Annotated in this window: 17 protein-coding genes; 5 read left to right on the plus strand and 12 right to left on the minus strand. The window is 27.6% G+C overall.

From position 1 onward, the window contains the following. Positions 1–248: 248 nt before the first annotated feature. Complete coding sequence (locus AC0B4N_RS01815) at positions 249–1,940, plus strand: MAG3090 family protein (protein WP_465102180.1); 1,692 nt, start codon at positions 249–251, stop codon at positions 1,938–1,940. 90 nt (positions 1,941–2,030) lie between these two features. On the opposite strand, the gene AC0B4N_RS01820 is transcribed toward AC0B4N_RS01815, so the two are convergent. The 8 genes from AC0B4N_RS01820 to argS form a co-directional block, all read right to left on the minus strand. Then, the gene (locus AC0B4N_RS01820) at positions 2,031–3,977 is read right to left on the minus strand and encodes a DNA topoisomerase subunit B (RefSeq protein WP_465102181.1); all 1,947 of its coding nucleotides are present in this window, start codon (positions 3,975–3,977) and stop codon (positions 2,031–2,033) included. A gap of 69 nt (positions 3,978–4,046) precedes the next feature. Then, a complete protein-coding gene (locus AC0B4N_RS01825) occupies positions 4,047–4,637 on the minus strand; it encodes a thermonuclease family protein (RefSeq protein ID WP_465102182.1) in 591 nt (196 codons plus the stop codon). Between the two features lie 93 nt (positions 4,638–4,730). Continuing rightward, positions 4,731–5,498: a hypothetical protein gene (locus AC0B4N_RS01830; protein WP_465102183.1), complete on the minus strand. Its 768-nt coding sequence runs from the start codon at positions 5,496–5,498 to the stop codon at positions 4,731–4,733. Next, positions 5,485–5,646, minus strand: a complete 162-nt coding sequence (locus tag AC0B4N_RS01835) for a hypothetical protein (protein WP_465102184.1) — start codon at positions 5,644–5,646, stop codon at positions 5,485–5,487. The genes AC0B4N_RS01830 and AC0B4N_RS01835 overlap by 14 nt, the downstream gene beginning before the upstream one ends. Positions 5,647–5,968: 322 nt before the next feature. Beyond that, positions 5,969–6,835 (minus strand): class II fructose-1,6-bisphosphate aldolase, encoded by an 867-nt coding sequence (fba, locus tag AC0B4N_RS01840; protein WP_465102185.1) that lies wholly within the window; start codon positions 6,833–6,835, stop codon positions 5,969–5,971. 8 nt (positions 6,836–6,843) lie between these two features. After that, on the minus strand, positions 6,844–7,125 hold the full coding sequence (gene rpoE / locus AC0B4N_RS01845; RefSeq protein ID WP_465102186.1) for a DNA-directed RNA polymerase subunit delta: 282 nt from the start codon (positions 7,123–7,125) through the stop codon (positions 6,844–6,846). Positions 7,126–7,804: 679 nt separating this feature from the next. Continuing rightward, on the minus strand, positions 7,805–8,911 hold the full coding sequence (locus AC0B4N_RS01850) for a hypothetical protein (protein ID WP_465102187.1): 1,107 nt from the start codon (positions 8,909–8,911) through the stop codon (positions 7,805–7,807). A gap of 675 nt (positions 8,912–9,586) precedes the next feature. Then, entirely contained in the window at positions 9,587–11,239 is a 1,653-nt protein-coding gene (gene argS, locus AC0B4N_RS01855) for an arginine--tRNA ligase (RefSeq protein ID WP_465102188.1), read from the minus strand. Positions 11,240–11,309: 70 nt separating this feature from the next. Here argS and AC0B4N_RS01860 point away from each other — a divergent pair, with 70 nt between their 5' ends. From AC0B4N_RS01860 to AC0B4N_RS01875, 4 genes are all read left to right on the plus strand, one after another. After that, positions 11,310–12,530 carry a class I tRNA ligase family protein gene (locus AC0B4N_RS01860; protein WP_465102189.1) on the plus strand — a complete coding sequence of 407 codons (1,221 nt, stop codon included), beginning with the start codon at positions 11,310–11,312 and terminating at the stop codon, positions 12,528–12,530. A gap of 37 nt (positions 12,531–12,567) precedes the next feature. Next, entirely contained in the window at positions 12,568–13,266 is a 699-nt protein-coding gene (gene rlmB / locus AC0B4N_RS01865) for a 23S rRNA (guanosine(2251)-2'-O)-methyltransferase RlmB (RefSeq protein WP_465101346.1), read from the plus strand. 79 nt (positions 13,267–13,345) lie between these two features. After that, positions 13,346–13,837 carry a hypothetical protein gene (locus AC0B4N_RS01870; RefSeq protein ID WP_465102190.1) on the plus strand — a complete coding sequence of 164 codons (492 nt, stop codon included), beginning with the start codon at positions 13,346–13,348 and terminating at the stop codon, positions 13,835–13,837. 149 nt (positions 13,838–13,986) lie between these two features. Further along, complete coding sequence (locus tag AC0B4N_RS01875) at positions 13,987–15,174, plus strand: phosphopentomutase (RefSeq protein WP_465102191.1); 1,188 nt, start codon at positions 13,987–13,989, stop codon at positions 15,172–15,174. 234 nt (positions 15,175–15,408) lie between these two features. Here AC0B4N_RS01875 and AC0B4N_RS01880 read toward each other — a convergent pair whose 3' ends face one another. The 4 genes from AC0B4N_RS01880 to AC0B4N_RS01895 all read right to left on the minus strand — a co-directional run bounded on the left by AC0B4N_RS01880 (position 15,409) and on the right by AC0B4N_RS01895 (position 20,903). Further along, entirely contained in the window at positions 15,409–16,401 is a 993-nt protein-coding gene (locus tag AC0B4N_RS01880; protein WP_465102192.1) for a hypothetical protein, read from the minus strand. After that, a complete protein-coding gene (locus tag AC0B4N_RS01885; RefSeq protein ID WP_465102193.1) occupies positions 16,388–18,454 on the minus strand; it encodes a S8 family serine peptidase in 2,067 nt (688 codons plus the stop codon). The genes AC0B4N_RS01880 and AC0B4N_RS01885 overlap by 14 nt, the downstream gene beginning before the upstream one ends. A gap of 477 nt (positions 18,455–18,931) precedes the next feature. Next, a complete protein-coding gene (locus AC0B4N_RS01890) occupies positions 18,932–19,591 on the minus strand; it encodes a DUF4357 domain-containing protein (protein WP_465102194.1) in 660 nt (219 codons plus the stop codon). A gap of 127 nt (positions 19,592–19,718) precedes the next feature. Then, entirely contained in the window at positions 19,719–20,903 is a 1,185-nt protein-coding gene (locus AC0B4N_RS01895; protein WP_465102145.1) for an IS30 family transposase, read from the minus strand. Positions 20,904–21,334: the final 431 nt, after the last annotated feature.

Consider the following 21,334-nt stretch of genomic DNA (forward strand, 5'->3'; position numbering starts at 1 on the left):
TCCTTTCATTTTTTTAAAATTTATTAATACAACTATTTTATTACAAGGCAGACAAAAACAATGTCACATGCAAAAAACTTGCATGTGACATTTCCAATTAATAAATTGTTTTTGTTTGTTATGGCTGTAATATTTAAAAAAACGTTTTACAATCATAAAAAAAACTTTATAATATTATTAATTAAAATTTAATTCATTTTAAGAAACTATTAATACTTAATTATTATAATAGAACAAAGGAGCAATATATGAAACGTATATTATGCGAATACAAACCAACTCAAAATAAGCAATTTCCTTGAGTTTTAAGACACCCAAAGGTTAAAACTGCATTAGGAGTTTTTAAAACTCGTAAGGATGCTTTAAACTGATTCTTATCATTAAGATATGAATCATGAGCACAATTCCATACACCTAAAAAAATCTGAGGAGGGCACGTATATGGTGTCTTTAACAAAGACGGTGTATTAGAATACGAACTAGAAGTTGACAAATACGATGGTAAATTATCTTATGGGGAAACTTCTAAAGAAATTAATTTAACTGAATTTAATACAATTAATTTCTTTGAAGTTGAAAATCATTTAGCAACTTTAGAACCAAATGTTGATTATAAAATTTTAGATGATCATACTACTTATTTCCCTGCAGTTGACGACTTTATTCCACCTGTAAGAAAAAATTCTAAAGATGTTAAAATTGAAGAATTAACTAAAGAATTAAATTCATTAGATGAATTATTAAAAAACCTTGATGGTAAATCTGCCAAAGAAATTGAAGAACTTAAAAATAAACTACAAGATACTAACCAAGATAAAGAAGCTTTACTTAAAGAAATTCACGAACTAAGAAATAGATCAATGGTAACTAAAACAGTTGTTGAACAAAAAGTTCACGAAGTAGTGAAAGAAGTACCAGTTTACATCGAAAAAGAAGTTTTAAAAGAAATACCTGTTGAAATTATTCGTGAAGTTTTAGTTGATCGCCCGGTTGAGGTAGTGAAAGAAGTTGTTGTTGAAAAAGTAGTAGAAAAACCAGTTGAAGTTATTAAGGAAGTAATTGTCAACAAAGAAGTACCTTCACAAGGTGCATGTCCAATTAAAGATTGTGATAAAGTTAGATATGTATATTTCTATGAAGGATGCAAAGCAACTAAACTTCGTTCATTAGCTTTATATGCTAAAAACCTTGAAGCTATCGCACTTTCATACCCACAAGACTTAGTTACATCTGTTAGAGACTTCAGAGAAATTGAAGAACAACTGAGAAATGTTTTAAATGCTGAAAAATCATTAGCATTAGAATTAGAATTACCAGAAGATAAAAGATTACTAAAATTAGTTGCTAAATCATTAGCAGCCTCAACAAAATTACTTTCAAGTAAGATTAAAGGATCTGAAGACCTTACTTATGTTCCTGAAACCTTTATTTATTACAAAGAACAAACACCAGAGTCACGTTTAGCACGTGTGCTATCATTTGTATTATATGGTAATAAGCATGTTGCATTTGTACCGGAACAAGACTATAAATACACTCTTTCACCTAATTCATGTAAAAAATCACACTTTGTGGTATTTGAATCATTTGAAACTGTTGAAAAATTAGTTCCAAGTGTCCAAGAAGTAGTGCAAGAAGTGGTCGTTGAAAAAGTTATCGACCGCCCAGTTGAAGTTATTAAAGAAGTAATTGTTGAAAAACCAATTGAAATTGTAAAAGAAGTACCAGTTCAAGTTATTAAAGAAGTGGTAGTAGAAAAACCTGTTGAAGTTGTAAAAGAAGTAGTAAAGGAAGTAATTGTTGAAAAACCAGTTGACGCTCCAGCTACAAATGAAGGATGACCAGTTGGATTCTGAGCACTTATCCTATATGCCTTAGGATATGTAATCTTATTAGCTGTTGTTGTTATTTTAGCAGTCTGATATTACAATGGGCTATAATTAACTTAAAATGCAAACATTTGTTTGTATTTTTTATATACTTTAAAATAAGAAAAAATACATTCAATTATCTTTGAATGTATTTTTGAATTATAAGTCAATATTTTGCACGTATTTTGCATTTTGTGAGATAAAATCACGACGAGGTTCCACATTCTCACTCATTAAGGTCTCAAAGATGCGATCAGCACGATATGCATCTTCAATTTGCACTTGAAGCATTTTACGCTTTTCTGGAAGCATGGTTGTTTCACGTAGCTGTTGAGCATCCATTTCACCTAGTCCTTTATAACGTTGAATTGTAATTTTGATGTTAGGGTTTAAAGTCGCGATAATTTCACTACGTTCTTTTTCATTAAATGCATAGTAAATATTTTTATTTTGTTGAATTTTGAATAAAGGAGGTTGTGCTATATATATAAATCCATATTCAATAAGGGGTTTAAAATATCTATAAAAGAAGGTTAGTAGCAAGGTGCGGATGTGGGCTCCATCTACATCAGCATCAGTCATAATAATAATTTTATGATATCTTAATTTATTGATATTAAAATTGCTGTCGAGTCCAGCACCCATAGCAGTAATTAAAGACATAATTTCTTCGTTTTTAAGGATGCTTTCGAGTCTTGCTCTTTCGGTATTAAGGATTTTACCTTTAAGGGGTAAAATAGCTTGAAAAACTTTGTCGCGTCCCATTTTAGCTGAACCACCAGCAGATTGACCCTCAACAATGAAAAGTTCACAAATTTCAGCATTTTTTGATGAACACGGGGCTAATTTACCAGGCATTGAACCAGTTTCAAATGGAAGTTTTTTACGTTCTTTATCTCTAGCAGCAGTTGATGCAATTCTTGCTCTACGTGCTGAACTTGCTTTTTCAAGAATTTTTTTAGCTAAATCAGGATTTTCATTTAAAAAACGTTCAAAGACTTGTGAAAAAACTTCATTCACAGCTTTACGGGCATCTTTTGAACCAAGTTTTCCTTTTGTTTGCCCTTCAAATTGTGGTTCAGGGTGTTTTATTGAAATAACAGCAACAATACCTTCAACTAAATCTTCACGGGTAAAGCGATCATTTTCATTTTTAATGAAGTTTTTTTCTAAAGCATAGTTATTAACTAGCCTCATAATTGCATCATAAAATCCAGTTAAATGTGATCCACCTTCATGGGTAGAAATATTATTAGTATAGGAAATTAAATTAGATCGATACAGATCATTTAAATATTGCATAGCAACTTCAACTTCAATATTAATTTCCCTTGAATTTATTTCCTGGCGATATTTATATGAATTACTTGCATAAATAATATTTGTTAATGGTAATGAACGTTTCGTTAATTCGCTAACATAGTCAATAATACCATTATTATATTGGTATTCAACATAGCTTTCATCTCTTTCATCAGCAACTGATACAAATAAACCTTTATTTAGGTATGCAATTTGACGTGCATGATCAATAATTAAACTTTTATCAAATGGCATTTGTTCCATTATTGTATAATCAGGAGTAAATTGAATAGTAGTACCTGATTCATCGCCTTCATATTCACCAATAACATTTGTTGGATGCACAGTATTTCCACCATTTTCAAATTTAGCATAGTAAATCTTACCATCACGCTTAACCCATGCTTCTAATTTTGAACTTAAGGCATTAACAACACTAGCTCCTACTCCATGCAATCCACCACTAACTTTGTAAGCACCTGATTCAAATTTTCCACCAGCATTTAATTTAGTTAAAACAACTTCTAAGGCACTAATATTAAATTGTGGGTGGATTCCAACAGGAATTCCCCGTCCATTATCTTGAACTTTTATTTCGTTATCTTTTGTAATTGTAATATTAATTTTGTTGGCAAAACCAGCCATTGCTTCATCAACTGAGTTATCTACTATTTCTCATACTAAATGGTGTAATCCTGCTTTTGATGTTGAACCAATGTACATCCCAGGACGTTTACGAACATGTTCTAAACCTTCTAAATGCGCAATAGCACTTGCATCGTATTTTTGCTTCTTATCTTCCATTTAAACCTCCATTTTGATTAATTTTATGAATGTTATAATATATAAATATATTATAACATAAACCATGGATTACTGTAATTTTTTATAAAATACATCGTTAATAGACTCTTTTCAAAAACCTTTTTTAGTAGTTTTAGAGATATTTTCCAATTCTATAATTGTTTTATAATATTCAAATTGCTCTTTTGTTTGTGTATAGTAAGGTTTTTTAGGATTTTCTGCCTGAATAAAAGCAACTCTGGCTAAACCTTCGGAAATTAACCATGAATTTATTAATGAATTAATGGAATAATTAAAATTATTATTATAATAAACTAGGGCAACGGTGCGCTTATAAGAATCAGTAGTAACTCTTTGAATAAAAATATTTGCATTGCTATTAATTTTACTAATAAGCATTCGCTTAGCAAGTTTAGCATATTGATCTTCATATTTAGCTAATTGATCATCATTATAACGAGGTTTTAGTGTTTCAGGAGTATCAACACCGTAGAGGCGTATAATTTCTTTTTGCCTACTTTGGTTTAAAACTTCAATAGTATCTCCATCGGTTATTTCTAACACTTTAATTTGTTCATAGTTTTTATTTATAGGATTAAGCGCGCAAGATACTAAACTAAAGTTAAGTAATATAAGAACAAAACTAAAAAAACTTTTCATATTTATATAATAATATTAAAACCCTACATAACTAAAAATTGACTAAAAAATACCTTTAAACCCCTTACAAATTTATTTTGGGGTTTAAAGGTATTACTTATAATATGATTTATAGACTCTATAGTATCATTTTTCTAGACTATACAGGTAATTTAAACCTGATTCATCTTTCTCGAATTCAAGGAATTTTATTTTAATTTCATAATTTTTAGGGAGCACGAAGACCTCCCATGGATAAACACCAGGTATAACTGAATTACTTGTTAGCGGTACATGATATCCTAAAAAAAATAGAGTAACTTTATTTTTATCATATAATGGAATAACAAATGTTTGTTCGTTTCATTTTGCATTACTTAATGAAAAATGTTGTCAAATATAAATATCATTGTTCTCAAGGAGTTTGTATACATCTTGATTATCTAAGTATAATTCTTCAAATAATTTTTTAATTTGAAAATTATTGTTAAAATCTTCAAAGTTATGCAATTCCTTAAATCTTTCAATAATATATTTATCGAATTGATTTTTACTAGATATTTTTATGGCATTATTGAATTTATTATGTGGATCTTTGGGAAAATTATCAAAGAATTCTGAGTTGAAATTAATTGAATCTTGAGTCCCATCATCTTTTGTGTATTTTTGTTGTCTATGTTCTTTAACATCAAGATACTGATTCTCCAATCAATCTAAGGGAATAAATGGGCTTTTTTTTATAAAAGATTTATGAATTGGAAGAAGTTCCATTTTTATTTTGTTAATTTCTGTTTCAGGGTTTGAAATTCTTGTGCAAGCTAATGTAATTAGAGGTGTAATTGTTGAAATAATTCCAAGAAGGATTTTTTTAATTGTTTTCATTTCTAACCACGTGAGTAACTGCAATTAAGTCATCTATAGAGTTAGCATCTGGATAATAATGATTTTTAGTTTTTTGCATTGTATTATTAATGGTCGTTAAAGTTAGAAAGCATCCAAAACCCGCTAAACTTTCACATATTAAAAACATGTTTTTTAACTCCTTTTTCATAGAATTTTCCTTTTTTAAATATATTTTGCTATTATAATTGCTTTATTGCTTTAATTTTGTATTAGTAAATATAATACATAATAATTATAATATTTTTTATAAAAGTTTTTCTTAATTTATTAACAAAGCATTTTGTTTGAATTAAAAATTTACTTTTTAATTTCATAATAAAAACCCCACAAGCTTACCAATTTTTTAGGTTTAGCTTGTGGGGTTTTCTATAAAATAAGCATGATGTATGTTTTGAAATTTAAATAAATTTCTTTCGAATTAAATATTTTCTTTTTATATAAACAATTTATTAAGCTTTATTGTTTGAACCTAATTCATGAATTTTTTGTTTTACAGTTTCACACATTGCTTCAAAACCAGGTTTGTATAATTTACGTGGATCAAAGTTTTTACCTTCAAGGTCTTTGCCACTTTCAATATAAGTTCTAAGGGCTTTGTGGTTTGCTTGTTGTAATTCAGTATTAACATTAATTTTGGTTACACCTAAACTAATTGCTTTTTGAATTTGATCTAAAGGAATACCGCTTCCGCCATGAAGTACAATTCCAATTCCAGCAGCTGCTGAAATTTCTTGTAATTTTTCAAAATTAAGTGATTTTCATGAAGCGGGGTATGGACCATGTATATTACCTATTCCCGCCGCCAAAACATCAATTCCTAATTGAGCGATTTTGTTTGCTTCAGTTGGATCTGCAAATTCGCCATTACCAACGATTCCATCTTCTTCCCCACCAATTGTTCCAACTTCAGCTTCAAAAGACATATTTCTTTCATTTGCTAATTCAACTAATTCTTTAGTTTTTGCATAGTTATGTTCAAATGGGTAGTGTGAACCATCAAACATTAATGATGTATATCCATCAGTTTTAATGGCTTGTTTTGCTCCCTCATATGATCCATGGTCTAAATGAAGCGCAACAGGTACTGTAATGTTTAAATCATTGATTAAACCAAGCACCATCCCACTTACTACATTAAACCCTCCCATGTATTTAATTGCGCCTTCACTAGTTGCTATAATAATAGGTGAGTTTTCTTGTTGTGCTGTAATTAAAGCCGCTTTTGCTCATTCTAAGTTGTTAATATTAATATGAGGAATTGCATACTTTCCTGCTTTAGCCTTTTTTAACATTTCTTTTGCGTTTACTAATGCCATCTTATCTCCTAATAAATTTTATGTTTAGAACATCAAGTTCCATCATCGTTTCTTAAAAAGTTTTTGTCTACAGTTAATAGACGATATAATTCTCCCATTTTACGTTCTCTAATTTCTTCATATGAAATTTCTGAATTATTGATTAAGAATTTATTGATTCAATTTTCCTTAAGTTCTTGTTCAACTATTTCAAAAATTTCATTAAAAGTAAAGTTTTGTTCTGAATTATTTAAAACAAATTGGCTCGCTACCTCGAGCATAGTTGTGTTTTTCATTTTGAGCCTTTCCATTTTGAATTTTTAATTTTGTTTTAACTTGCTTATTAAGTTGATTATTATTATATATTAAAAAAGTATAATTATTATTAATTAATGATAAAAATTTATATAATGGATTTTGGTTATATAAATTTATTCAGATATTTAAATTTTTGATTGTTTTTAAGTTGTGCATTTGCCTATATAACCTGTATTGTTTATATAAAGCAATTATATAAAATTTAAGTATGATACAAAAACACTGATACTTATCGAAAGGATAACCATTTTTTCTAAATTTTAATAAGGAATTGAAGCCTCATATCGTTTTTATTCAATTTTTTCAAAAGAACCAAAAAATAATGTTTTAATCGATAAAATTGTATTTAACTTTTCTTATTTATTTTCAATATTTTAATAAAACTGGCATTATGATTTGGACACAGTTATTATAAAAAAACTCATAAAATTATTTTATTTGAAAAGTGAGATTTTGAAAATCCCACTTTATTTTTGATACATATTTATGATTAAACAATTTAAGAACTAAATTATATCACTAAATTTTAAAAATACAAACAAAAAATTAATTCTCTTGAATATTTTTAAACTGTCAAGTTTTTCAACTTTATTTATATATATATTAAAATTAAAGTAGATTAACAAATCTATTAATTTGATTTTAAACAAATTAATTATTATATAAATATATTTATATGAAAGGAAAATACGTTATGAAATTACGTAAATTTTTATTAATAACAACTAACTTAGTTACTATTTCCACAATTACTGCTGTTTCGTGCAATGCAAAGCAACCAGACAAAAGAGTATTTAGAATTCAAAATGTTAGTGAAATTACAGTAACTCAAACAAGTGCTGAATTCACCGCTAAAATTACTGGTCTACAAGCAAATGACCAAATTAATGTAAAAACTAATGATACAGTTCGTAATTTTACAGTTTCAAGTTTAAACAAACCAGCTGATAATGAATATAAAATTACTATTACTGGTTTAACTAAAGGAACTACATATTTATTAGATACCATTAAGGTAGACAATGACACATTATTTAATGTCAAACGTCCATTTACAACATTAACTGATGCAGTAACTACAAATCCACCTATTGAAAATAGAGAATAAGAAGAGCCAGTAAATCCTAATCCACCAAGAGAAGAAAATGAACCATCGAATCCAGGAACTAATAACCCTGCTCCAAAAGATCCAACTAATAGTAATGCTAACCAAGAACCACCTAAAGAAGGAAATGTACCTCCTAACCCAGGTCCTACTGATCCAACGCCAAAAGACCCAACCAAAGAGCCTGCTAATGATAATGGCACCCAAGAACCTCCAAAGACTGACCCAAATCCTGCCCCTGCTCCAAAAGATCCAGCAACAGAAGAACCTGGAACTGGTGTAAAACAACAGGATGAGGAAAAGACAAACAATGGTACTGATAATGGATCAACTGGCGCAGATAATCCCGAAAAACCTTCTGTTCCTGAACCTACACCACCTACTGATAATGGATCTGATAAACAAGATGGTGGTTCAACAAAACCAGATGAATTAGAATCTGAAAAAGATAATGGTAGTGAGAATTCTAAAACAACTGACGCTACTGTACAAGACAATCAACAAGAAACACAAAAACAAGATCAAGATAATGTAGACTCTACTGGTGGAACCAGCAATACTGATGTTTCAAATGATAGGGGACAAGCTAACCCTGAAACTGACGAAACTTCCTCAGGTAATTCTGGAAATGGATCTACAAACAATGCAGAACCAGGTTCTACAGAATCTAGCACTGGCAACTCTGCTTCACAACCTGACAGTACCACTTTAAATGGGGAAACTAACTCATCAGATTCAAATAGTACACCTACTAACCAATCTCCAAAAGAACCCGAACAAGAAAAGACAAATAACGGTACAAACACTGGCAATACTGATCAACAAACAACAGATTCAACACCTACTGAAGAAAAACCTTTAAAATTTGATAGTGTAACTGTTGAAGTTGACTCTCAAAACAAAAATTACATTATTTTCAAAATTGTTGCAGATAAAGATATTTACGAAAAAGTAAAAGATAAATTATTTAAATATGAATTACGTGCAGAAAATAATACTTATGCAGATGATACTACAAACGGATCTAATAGAAAAACTTGGATAGATAGCCAAACTGCAGATAAAGTTACTTTCAAAGTTGCGCCATTTTATCCATGAAACACAGGTACTTACACTCTGACTAGTCTATGAGATAATTCAGATCCTAAGAAACAAAACCTTCTAACAGGAACATATAAGTTTACATTTACTAAAGGTCAAAAAGTTGAAATGATAAACTCTTAATTTAACTATACTAAAACTACCTAACTTTAATAATGAAGTTAGGTAATTTTCAATATTTTTTATAAAATCCATTTATTAGAAAAGTAAGATCATATGCAATTTCTTATGCGCATGATTATGTTATTTTACATTAAATTAGGGGCACTAATTCCAAGTAAGTTTAAACCAATTTTAAACACCACTTGAACAGCATATACTAAAGCACTATAATATGCTTCTTGTGGGTGATTTATTAAACGTGTTTGTGAATAAAAACTATTAAATAAATTAGTTAAATTTATTAAGTATTGAGTTAATAAATTTACTTTTGTTGTTTTAACAATAGTTTGCAATAAATTTGGGAATTGATCTAATTCAATAATTAATTTTCTGGCTTTATTAGTAATTTGATTGTTTGGATCAACTAAAAAAGGTTTTAAATTATTACGTAATGATACGGTTCTAGCATGAGCATATTGTAAATTATAAACTGGGTTAGAGGCATCCATTAAGTTAGCTTGATCAATATTAAAATCATATTTTGTGCCAATTTCTCTAGTCAGCATACCAAACCTAATTGCATCAGAAGAGGCGACATCTAATAAATCATTTAATGTTACACTTGTTCCAGCACGCTTAGACATTTTAAACTCTTGTCCATTTTTTAATAATCTGACTAATTGGATTATTAAAATATTAATATTATCAGGGTCATAACCTAATGCCTGGAGTGAAATTTTCATTCTTGCAACATATCCAGAATGATCAGCGCCCCAGATATTAATTAATTTATCTGCTTTTTGTAATTTAGTTTCATGATAAGCAATATCAGGTGTTAAATAAGTATATGATCCATCGCTTTTAATTAATACACGATCTTTATCATCGCCGAATTTAGTGGTATTTAAGAATAAAGCTCCATCTTTTTGGTATGTATTTGGATTTAATTTAATTAAAACAGGTTTAATTAAATTCTTGGTTGTTAATGCTTTTTCGCTTGAAAAAGTATCAAAATAAATGTTAATTTTTCCTAAATCCACTTTGATTTTATCAAGTAAAATTTGGGTTGCTAATGATTTTAGCTCACTTTCTTTAGTAGCAAAATTATTTAAAAAATAATCATTAACTTTGTCTTTTATTTGTTTTGCAGCTCAAATAATATCATCACCTTTATAAGACTCTTCTGGCATTTGCTCGTAAATTCCAAAGAGTTCTTGGTAACGAATATATACCGATTTAGCTAAATTATCAATTTGATTTCCAGCATCATTAACATAATATTCAGCTTCAACATGGTGCCCGGCATATCTTAAAATTCTTATTAGTGAATCTCCAAAAACAGCCCCCCGCACATGACCAACATGTAAAAAACCTGTTGGGTTTGCAGATACAAATTCGACATTAATTTTTTCAGGTTTAACAAAGTTGGATCCATAATTTTTGTTTTGTAAAATAATGTTGCTTAAAACTTTGTTTAAAATTGAATTTTTTAAAACAAAGTTTAAAAATCCAGGTGTTGTTACTTCGACAAGTTCAAACATATCTAGATTATCTAATTTTTCTTTTAAAACATTTGCAACTGCTAAAGGGTTATTTTTTGTGTATTTTTTTAAAATAAAAGCAAGGTTTGAAGAAAAATCAAATTCAATTTCAGATGTTTTTTTATTTTCAGGAATATTGGGCTCAGATAAGGTGAAAACTAAATGATCTGCATCAAAATTTGAATCAAAATATTTTTCGTTTTGTAATTTTAAGACAACTTTCTTTAAAGAATCTTTAATTTGGTTTGTTAAGTTCATTATGCTCCTTAATTTCTTTTTTTTTAATTATATAAATTGTATTAAATTTAAAAATATTTATAATATAAATATGTTAAAAGTTTATTTATGTGGGCCAACAGTGTATAACTACGTACATATTGGTAATATGCGCCCGATTATCACTTATGATTTAATGCTTAAAGCAGCAAGAGCATTAAAAGTTAATTTTAAGTTTGTGCATAATATTACTGATATTGATGATAAGATTATTAATAAAGCAATTCAAGAAGGTGTGAGTGAAACTGAAATTGCTAAAAAATACTCTGATGATTATTTAAATATTTTAAAATTATTTAATGTTAATACTATTACAAACTTAGAATATGTAACAACTAATTTAACTGAAATTAATAATTTTATTAGCCGCTTAGTTAAAAAGGATAGTGCATATGTTTTAGATAATAATGTTTGGTTTGATACCCATAAATATCAAGATTATTATGGGGAAGTATCTGGACAAAATTTAAAACATATGGTTTTTGAAAAAACTAGTTTTCAAAAACATAATCAAGCTGATTTTGCACTTTGAAAAAAAACAAATTTAGGTATTAAATATGATTCTAGTTTTGGATTAGGTCGTCCCGGGTGACATACTGAATGTGTTGCATTAATTAATAAGCATTTTGGATCAAGTGGAGTTGATTTACATGGGGGTGGCGTGGATTTAACATTTCCACACCACGAAAATGAAAATATTCAATTTTATGCATTATATCAAAAAGACTTAGCTAGAAAATGACTTAGAACTGGGCAAATTAATTTAAATAATGAAAAAATGTCTAAATCTTTAAATAATATTATATTGGCTAATGAGTTTATTAGCAAATATTCTCCTGATCATTTTAAATTTATTTTATTGTTAAATTCATATACATCCATAATAAATATTGATGATAATATAGTTAATAATGTTGAAACAATATTAACTAAAATAACTAAAATATATTTTATGGGTATATTGCATAATCTTAATTTTAATATTTATAATCAAGAAATATATCAAAAATTAATGCAAAATATTTTTGAGTTAAATTTTGCTGCTTTTATGAAAACCTTAAATGACATAATAAAATCAATAAATTTAAATAAGGATCCATTATTAATTAGCACAATTATTAAAGTTTTTGATGATTTAGGCTTTGATTTTCAGAAAATAAATTTTGAAAAATATAAAAATATTTACAAAAAATGGCAGGAATTTTTAAAAGATAAAAACTATTTTGAAGCTGATAAATTAAGATCAGTGTTAATAAAAGAAAAATTATTATAAAAAAGTACTAAAAATAGGAAAAAAAGGGGGTTGATATATGAGAGAATTATTAGTGTGTGGGAAAAATTCAGTTATTGATGCGATAAAGAGCAATATGAAAATTTCAAAAATTATAATTAGTAATAAAGATAATTTAAAATTATTTAACAATAAAAATTTTCATGTTGAAGTAAAAGAACTTAGTTATCTTAATAAATTGACCAAAGATAATCACCAAGGATTTATTGCTTACTTAGAATCCTTAAACTATCGTGATCTTGAGTTTTTAATCAAACATAAACCTAAAATTGTTTTAGTCTTAGATAAAATACAAGATCCACATAATTTAGGAGCAATTATTCGTAGTGCAAATGCAGCTGGGGTAAAAGATGTTATTTTACCAAAGGAAAATGCTGCTTCAATTAATTCTACAGCACTAAAGGTAGCTTCTGGTGGTTTTGTAGGTTTAAATTTTTATCGCGTTAATAGTTTATCGGCAACAATTACAAAACTGAAGAAAACTGGCTATTGAAGTTATGCAAGTGCATTAGATAAAAGCGCAACCTCGCACACAAAAATTAAGTATAATAGCCCAACTATTATTGTAGTTGGGAATGAAGGTGAAGGAGTTTCAAAAAGTGTTTTATCAGTTTGTGACTCTAAAGTTTATATTGATCAAAAGGGAACTGTTCAATCATTAAATGTATCAGTAGCAACTGCTATTTTGCTTTTTGATTATTTAGCTAAAAATGAATAAGATATTTATTAATAAGTTAAGTCCTGAATTTATAATGCTTTTAAAGTTACACGACAAAAAACTTATTACAACGAATAATTTGATTAATCGTTTTGATAATTTATATTATGAAAGAATTCGTAATTTAGTTTGAAGAATTTACTGATTATACCGTAAATATAATATTGAACTAGATGAAATTAGAAATCAATTATTCATGGTATTTTTAGACATGTTATCACAAGATATGCTTCAAAATATTGATAATTACGAAGCTTGGTTTTGAAATACTTTAAAATTAAAAACCCAAAATTATTTTAATAAATTTTATAATTCACAATATAAATTTGAATCAAACGTTAGTTATAACCAATTGAATTTAAATGAATTAAATTCTAAATTAAAACGTGAATACGATATTTGAAATGGTTCGTGTCAAACGATTGATGACATGAAAAAATATATTTCAGCAGATGAATACGAGTTTTTAAAGAATAAGATAAATTTTAAAAACACAAGACTTTCAACTTGAAAGCAAAAGGAAATGATACAAGCAATAAAAAACAAATTAAACAATAATTCATTTTTCTAATCATGGGAAAAATATAATAAAGGCTTAATAATGATTAAGCCTTTTTCATTATCTTTCTTTATTATTTATCAATAAAATTTGAATAAAATAGTATAATATTAACAAATATCAAATGTGATATTTTTTATTAATCTAATATAGGAGATTTTATGGCAAAATTTAAAAGAATTTTTATGATAGTCACAGACGGACTAGGTATTGGACCAGACCGTGACCAAAAGAGTTTTGGTGATCATGGAGCAAACACACTTAGATCTGCTTCTATGGTTGAAGAATTTAAAATAGATACATGGAGAAAATTAGGAATTGGTAATATTACTGATTTAAATGGGAATTACCATGTATCAAAACCTTTAGCATATATGGCTAAAGTACAAGAAGTATCTAATGCAAAAGATACCTTAGCTGGACACTGGGAAATGATGGGAATTAAAACTTTAGTACCATTTCCTACTTTTACTGAAACAGGTTTCCCAGAAGATTTAATTGAAGCTTTATCAAAAGCTTGAGATAACCGTCCAATTGTGGGAAATAAATCTGCATCGGGAACTGATATTATTAACGAGTTAGCTCATGAAGAAAAGGAACGTGGTGCTATAATTGTGTATACTTCAAATGATTCAGTATTACAAATTTGTGCACATGAAGAATGAACTGGTTTAGATAATTTATATAAATACGCTAAAGCAGCGCGTGAAATTTGTTCTTCTCGTCCTGAGTGGAATGTTGGGCGGATTATTGCTCGCCCATATGTTGGTGATTTTGGTAATTTCACCCGCACTTTTAATCGTCATGATTATGCAAATAAACCACAAGAAATGATTTTAAACCGTTTACAAGAAAAAGGTGTTGAGGTTATTTCAATTGGTAAAATTAATGACATTTTTGTGGGTCAAGGAATTAGCACACACTATCCAAGTGAAGGTGATGCTAATGGAATGGACATTACTATTGATTTAGCAACAAAAGGCGGTGAAAATAAATTTATTTTCACAAATTTAGTACAATTTGATTCACATTATGGTCATCGAAGAAACGTTCGTGGCTTTGCATCAAATATTGCATCATTAGATGATAAACTAGGTAAATTAATTAACGCGATGAATGAAGATGATTTATTAATTATGACTTCAGATCATGGTAATGATCCGCTTTATCCAGGTTTCAACCACACTAGGGAATTTTTACCAGCAACTATTTTTTCAAAATCATTTACTAAACCAAAAGTATTACCTAATTTTGAAGGGTTAGGAACCTTAGGAAATATTGTTGCCAGAAACTTTGGTGTTGATATTGTAAGTGAAACAGGTGATGATATTTTTGATCAATTAATATAAAATAAATTCAGAATATTAATAAAAACATGCAGTGATCATAACTGCATGTTTTTAATATTTATTTAATTCTAAAAACATTGTTTGTTTGCAATAAACAGTATGCTAAATACTAGCAATTGATTAATAAAAACAATATATGAGTCATTTTAGCAACCATTTAATGAAAATGACGTTTAGAAAAGAAATCAATGATAAATAGAAATATAACAAATTTATTTTATGTTTTGCTTATACCTAAGGTAAATGTTTTTTAAATTCAATATCATATCATTTTTTTAATCTATCTCTGAAACTAGTAGGTCTTTCACTTTCCTTTGGAGTAATAATGTTTCAATTAAGGTTATAATTTTTTTTAACTAAAAAAACTCTAAAGGAAGGATCAGGTTCATAGTATTGATGTGTTACACCTGGAGCTAAAGAGTCGAATGGGAATATTATATTTAAGGTTGCAATGGTATTTTCATAAGTAACTATAATTGATCTATCATCGGGGCTATCCTCATGATAATTAGCACTGTCTATAAAAATATCACTTTCTTTTAAAATAACATATACATCTTGATTATCTAAATATAATTCTTCAAATAATTTTTTAATTTGAACATCTTGATTAAAATCATGAAATTTATTTAATTCTTTGAAGCGATTTATTATGAACTTATCAAATTCTTCATTGGTAGTTATTTTAATAAAATCTTCTTTTATTCATTGGAGGTTACTTTCAAAATGTGGATTTTTATTAAAAAATGTTTTGTTAAATACATCCTGGTCTTTTTGCATGTATTCTTTTTTAATAGTAAAATTAGATTGATTTACCCATTCCCGTGGTGCAAATATGGCTTTTTTGGTAAATTTTTTATGTTTTTTATTGATGATACTATATATTTGGTTAACTTCGGCATGGGCTACTTTTTCATCTATTGTATCATAAAATGGTCAGTGCTCATGACTAGGTTTTTTTTTAGTGTCTTGTATATTATTTATGGATTTATCAGGTTTTTTTTGTTCATCTTCTTTGCCATTAACATCACTAATCTTATCCACAAAAACTGGAGGTTGTTCTATTGTTATTACTATAGGTAGTTTATTTTCAGTTTTCTTATCTTTGGTATTGTCATCAACCAAAGGTTTTTTAATAATTAGTTGAGGTTCATTTGTACTACATGAAAAACTTATCAAAGGAAGAAAAAATGACCCTGATAATAATAATTTTTTAATAATTTTCATCTCTTACCACATGGGTTACAGCAACAATATCATCAACAGAGTTTTCAAATGAACTTTCTGATAGTTTTCTAACTGTATATCTATAAAGGCCACTTTGAGGAACTTTATATTCTATTAATTCATCGTTAGTTACAATTGTAACAATACTTTCAACTGTTTTTCAGATTCCATTATTTTCTAATTTTTCAAGAATTAAATCATAGTCTGAAAATCATCTATTTTTTTGCCTCTTTTTAGCTTCTTCTTTTTTAAGTCAGTGGGCATCTTTATGTGTACTTACATCATAAGAATTAGAAATTAACAAAGATTGATTGGCATTGTATTCCCTTGCTATAGCAAATCTGTTTAACCTGTTTCCTCAATAGTTATTGTTATTTAAAGAATAATATGAAAAAAGTGGCGAACTTTTTAATATACCCGCATTAAAAGTTCAGGAACTAGATATTTTAATTGTTTGGCCTTTTTTGAGTTCTAGTGCATCACTTGCAAGCACATAAGTACCTAAACCTACAGTTGGGTTAATTTCCTTAACTTTATAGTTTTGTGCTGCTAAAAGCATCGCTTGAAAATCTACAGTTCCTGCTCCATACTTTTCTGCATAACCACTAAATTTATATTTTAAACCTTCTATTTTTGGGCTTACAGCTGAAGCTGATAAAATCGCTTTTACAATTGGGACCCGATTATCACTATTTCTTATTTTTTCATTATATTTCATTAGGTTTGAAATTAAACCTGTTACAACAGGGGCAGCGTAACTAGTTCCGTTATAGTAATTATTTACGTTATATACAGGATTATAAAACTTAGCTGGTGCAACAACTAAAGGTTTTGAAATATCTTTGAATTCTTCAATTATCTTATAATTTGAGTATTTTGCAACTTTATTATATTTTAGGTTTTGTTTTGTTGCATTATCATCAAGAGCGCCAACAACTATTGAATTAAATGATAATGTCTCCCCTGCAAATGAATGTTCGTTGTCTGTTCCATCATTACCTGCAGAATAAACATTTATAACTCCATATTTTCTAGAGATAAAATCTAGAAAATATGCATTTTCTGCATAATCTTTTATATATGATAGTTGTATTTCTCTATTATGTCTCATTTTACGACCATAACTATGGTTAATTAATTTTATGCCATCTTTTTTAACCATTTTTTCAATTGATGACATCCATATGCTATCGAAGTTATTGATTGTATGCAAGTATATTTTAGAAGATCGATCAATTCCATATTGACCTCCAGCAATCAGAGACACCATAGTTGAATGAGTTTTGGAGTCGGGATTTTTTTCAGCATTAAGGTCGTTTATTTCAATACCATTTTTAAAATATTTTTGGTAGTTTGTATCAAATGGATATGATCACCATTCTAAAACACCTATTTTGTTAACATATGAATTATTTAAATGATTTGAAGCATTGACAATATTTGAATTTTTACTTACTGAATCAATGAATTTTTTTAAGTTAAGATCAATATTTCTATCATCATCTAAAAGTCTAACAACGGATTTTGGCGACTCTACTTCTTCAGGTTCTTTATCAAAGGGTTTAAGTGGATCAAGATTGTTGGAATTAATATTATTTAATTTGTTTTCAAAAATTATAAATTTATAAATTATATTTCATTTATATACCTCAGTAACAAAATGTTTCCTATCCTGTTCGGTATCAAAGTAAAACCATACTATTGGTAAAATACTAATAGTATTAAAATTTTTATACATTAAATTATTTTTATTTACTTTGTTTATAAAGTCATTATTGAATTTAGTTATAAATTCCTCATTTTCAGTTTCAAAACCTGGATTTAATAATAATTTCAGTTCAAAGTAGTTATTGACTTGTATATCAACAATATGATTATTTGAATTTTGTGCAACTGTGATAGGTTGTTTTCTAATTTCAAATATTTCACTTTTTAAATTATCATATCATTCATTAACAATCACAGACTTCTTAGCAAGTGAAGGTGTAAAAATCGCTGGTAATCCTGAAAAACTGATTAAACACGAAAATAATAATTTTGACTTCTTTTTCATAATTTGCTCCCTAAATATTTATATTAAACATAAGTTTTATTATTTGTTTATTTTGTATATATTAAATTATACCAAAAGTTTGTAGAATAACTATTGTGTTAGACTGGTATTTTTCGGATGTCCAATGACAACTATTTATATATATATATATATATATATATATATATATATATATAATATTGAAGAAACCAAATTTATTTAAAAAATAGTATAAATTATTTATGAGAATAATACACAACTTAGTTAAGTATAAAATTTAAACAATTACGAATAAAAAATATTCGGATTTTGTCCAAATATCTTTTACATGTCTACAAAGTTAGAATGTTATTTAATAAATTTAATAAAAAAGATTAAATTGTAGTTATTAAATAATAAAACATAATTATACATAAAATTATTTGCCATAATGTGCATAACTTATAAGTTAAAACTTGATACTTTAAAAATTCTTATTTTAATTATGTATATAATTCATTATCTCTTTACAATTTTACTTAAACTAATCCCGCGCTTAGTTTTCCAATCCTCTCACCCATTGCTTGAGCTACCTATCACAAAATCGGCTGCACCTGAAGGTGAGGCGAATTTATAGTCATTTAGTAGAATATTATTTACAATAACTCCATCATTTATTAATTGATTTCTAAGTTTTAATGCATTTTTACAATGTACAGGAAATGATTTTGTTGTTGTGTCTGATATTCTTGAACCTTTAAGGACGGTAAACACATTATTTGATCAATACCCAATTCCATTTGAATTTCTATTTGTTATATAAAATAACCTTTGTTTTGTTTCTTTAATGTCATGGTTATTATTATGTAAATTTTTGTTATTTTTCTTATTAATATCTAAAACAGAATAACCCAATATTTTAACTAACATTTTAATGTTATAAAGAAATTCATTCATTGATGATATTTCGCTTTCGCTAAGGATTGTATTCTTATATGTATTTTTGTTTAAAACATTAAATTGTTTATTACTTTTTGCAATTGAAACTAATTCATTTTCTAGGTATTTTACCAAAGATTTATTTAAATCAGTTTTATATTTACTGACAAAACTTAAAGTGTTTTTTGGAAAAGTCACTTGCGAGATGTTAACAAAATAATTGTCTTTTAATTTTAACATAATTTTTAGATAAAAAAATGTATGAGAAAAACAGAGAACACGGCAGTGTTTTCTCGTTGGTTTTGCTTACTTTTGCCAAAAGTAAGGCCCCTTTGATTGCAATCAAAGGCGGGGGATTAAAAAAATTTTAGGTTATCTTATATTTCCGGACAACTTGCCGATAGTTATTTATTTTTTCCATCATATAATCAATTTCTTGCTGAGAGTATTTATCTAAGCTTTTTCCTTTGGGAATGTAATACCTAATTAAGCGGTGCATATTTTCTATTGAACCTTTTTGTCATGAACTATATGGTTGGCATTTAAATAATCTTTCAGTTGGAATGACCTGGTGCAATAAGACATTTTCACTACCATTATCAACTGTTAAAGTTTTAATGTCTAAGTTATGTTTCTTGATTAGTTTGAGAAGAGTTTGTTTTGTAGCTTTGGAGTTGCGTTTTGAGAGCATAGCATAAGACATTCTGGTTTGCCGTTCAATTATGGTCACAATACAATATGTATCATTGATTTTACCAATAACGGTGTCTAATTCAAAATGTCCGTGTTCAGTGCGATCATTAATATAAGCTGGACGTTTCGAAATTTCTGTAGCATATTTTAATGTTTTAGGTTTGGTTTGCTTCTTGTTCCTTATGCCATATTTTCCTTCAGATTTTTTAACAATGTGGTCAAATTCAAGGAAATAAGGGTATTTTTTGATTATTTTATAAATTGTACTAGGTGAAGGAACAAATTCATCAGGGGAGAATTTTTTAAAAGAATTCACAAGATAGGTAACTGATTTCTTAACTTCTTTTTGCTGCAAATTCTTTTTATTTCTATTTTTATTGTATGTATTAAGTTCACTATACCAATACTTTCTGTAGGCCTTTCATTTCTCTTTAATTGTATCACTTACAAAAAAGAGTCGCGAAAATGAATAGCCTAATAAATGTTCGTATAGCTTGGTAAAATTAAGGGTTTTAACCCGCATTACTCTTTTTGAACACTTAGGACAAACATAACGATTTTGTTTATCTAAACCAAGTGGTCTGCGATTTGTAATAATTTGGATTTTACTTTTTATACTTCGAATGTCTCTATCAAAAATCTTGGCTACTTCTTGGATTGAGAAGCCTTCAGAAAGTTCTTGTAAAATATTATAAAGTTGTTCTAGATCGATTTGATCTGATCGTAATTTTCGATGCGACTCAAGAGCTCCTTGCATTTTCAAGATAGTGTTGTAATTCTCTTCAATTTTAAAATGTTGATATTTATTTTCTTTTCGATATTTGTCAAAAACACAAATATATTTTTCTAAATTTTTCATATAATTTTAAGGTCTCCTTTCATTTTTTTAAAATTTATTAATACAACTATTTTATTACAAGGCAGACAAAAACAATGTCACATGCAAAAAAACTTGCATGTGACATTTCCAATTAATAAAAAATAAATAACTATCGACAAGTTGTACGGCAATATAAGATAACCTAAAATTTTTTTTTTAATCCCCCGCCTTTGATTGCAATCAAAGGGGCCTTACTTTTGGCAAAAGTAAGCAAAACCGACGAGAAAACACTGCCGTGTTTTCTGTTTTCGCATACATTTTTTTATCTAAAAATTATGTTAAAATTAAAAGATAATTATTTTGTTAACATCTCGCAAGTGACTTTTCCAAAAAACATATTTAATTAAGTTAAATATATTATAACATTTAATATATATATAAATATATATATAAAAAGACAAAAAATTAAA

Source organism: Mycoplasma sp. 13536 (genome assembly GCF_055523495.1).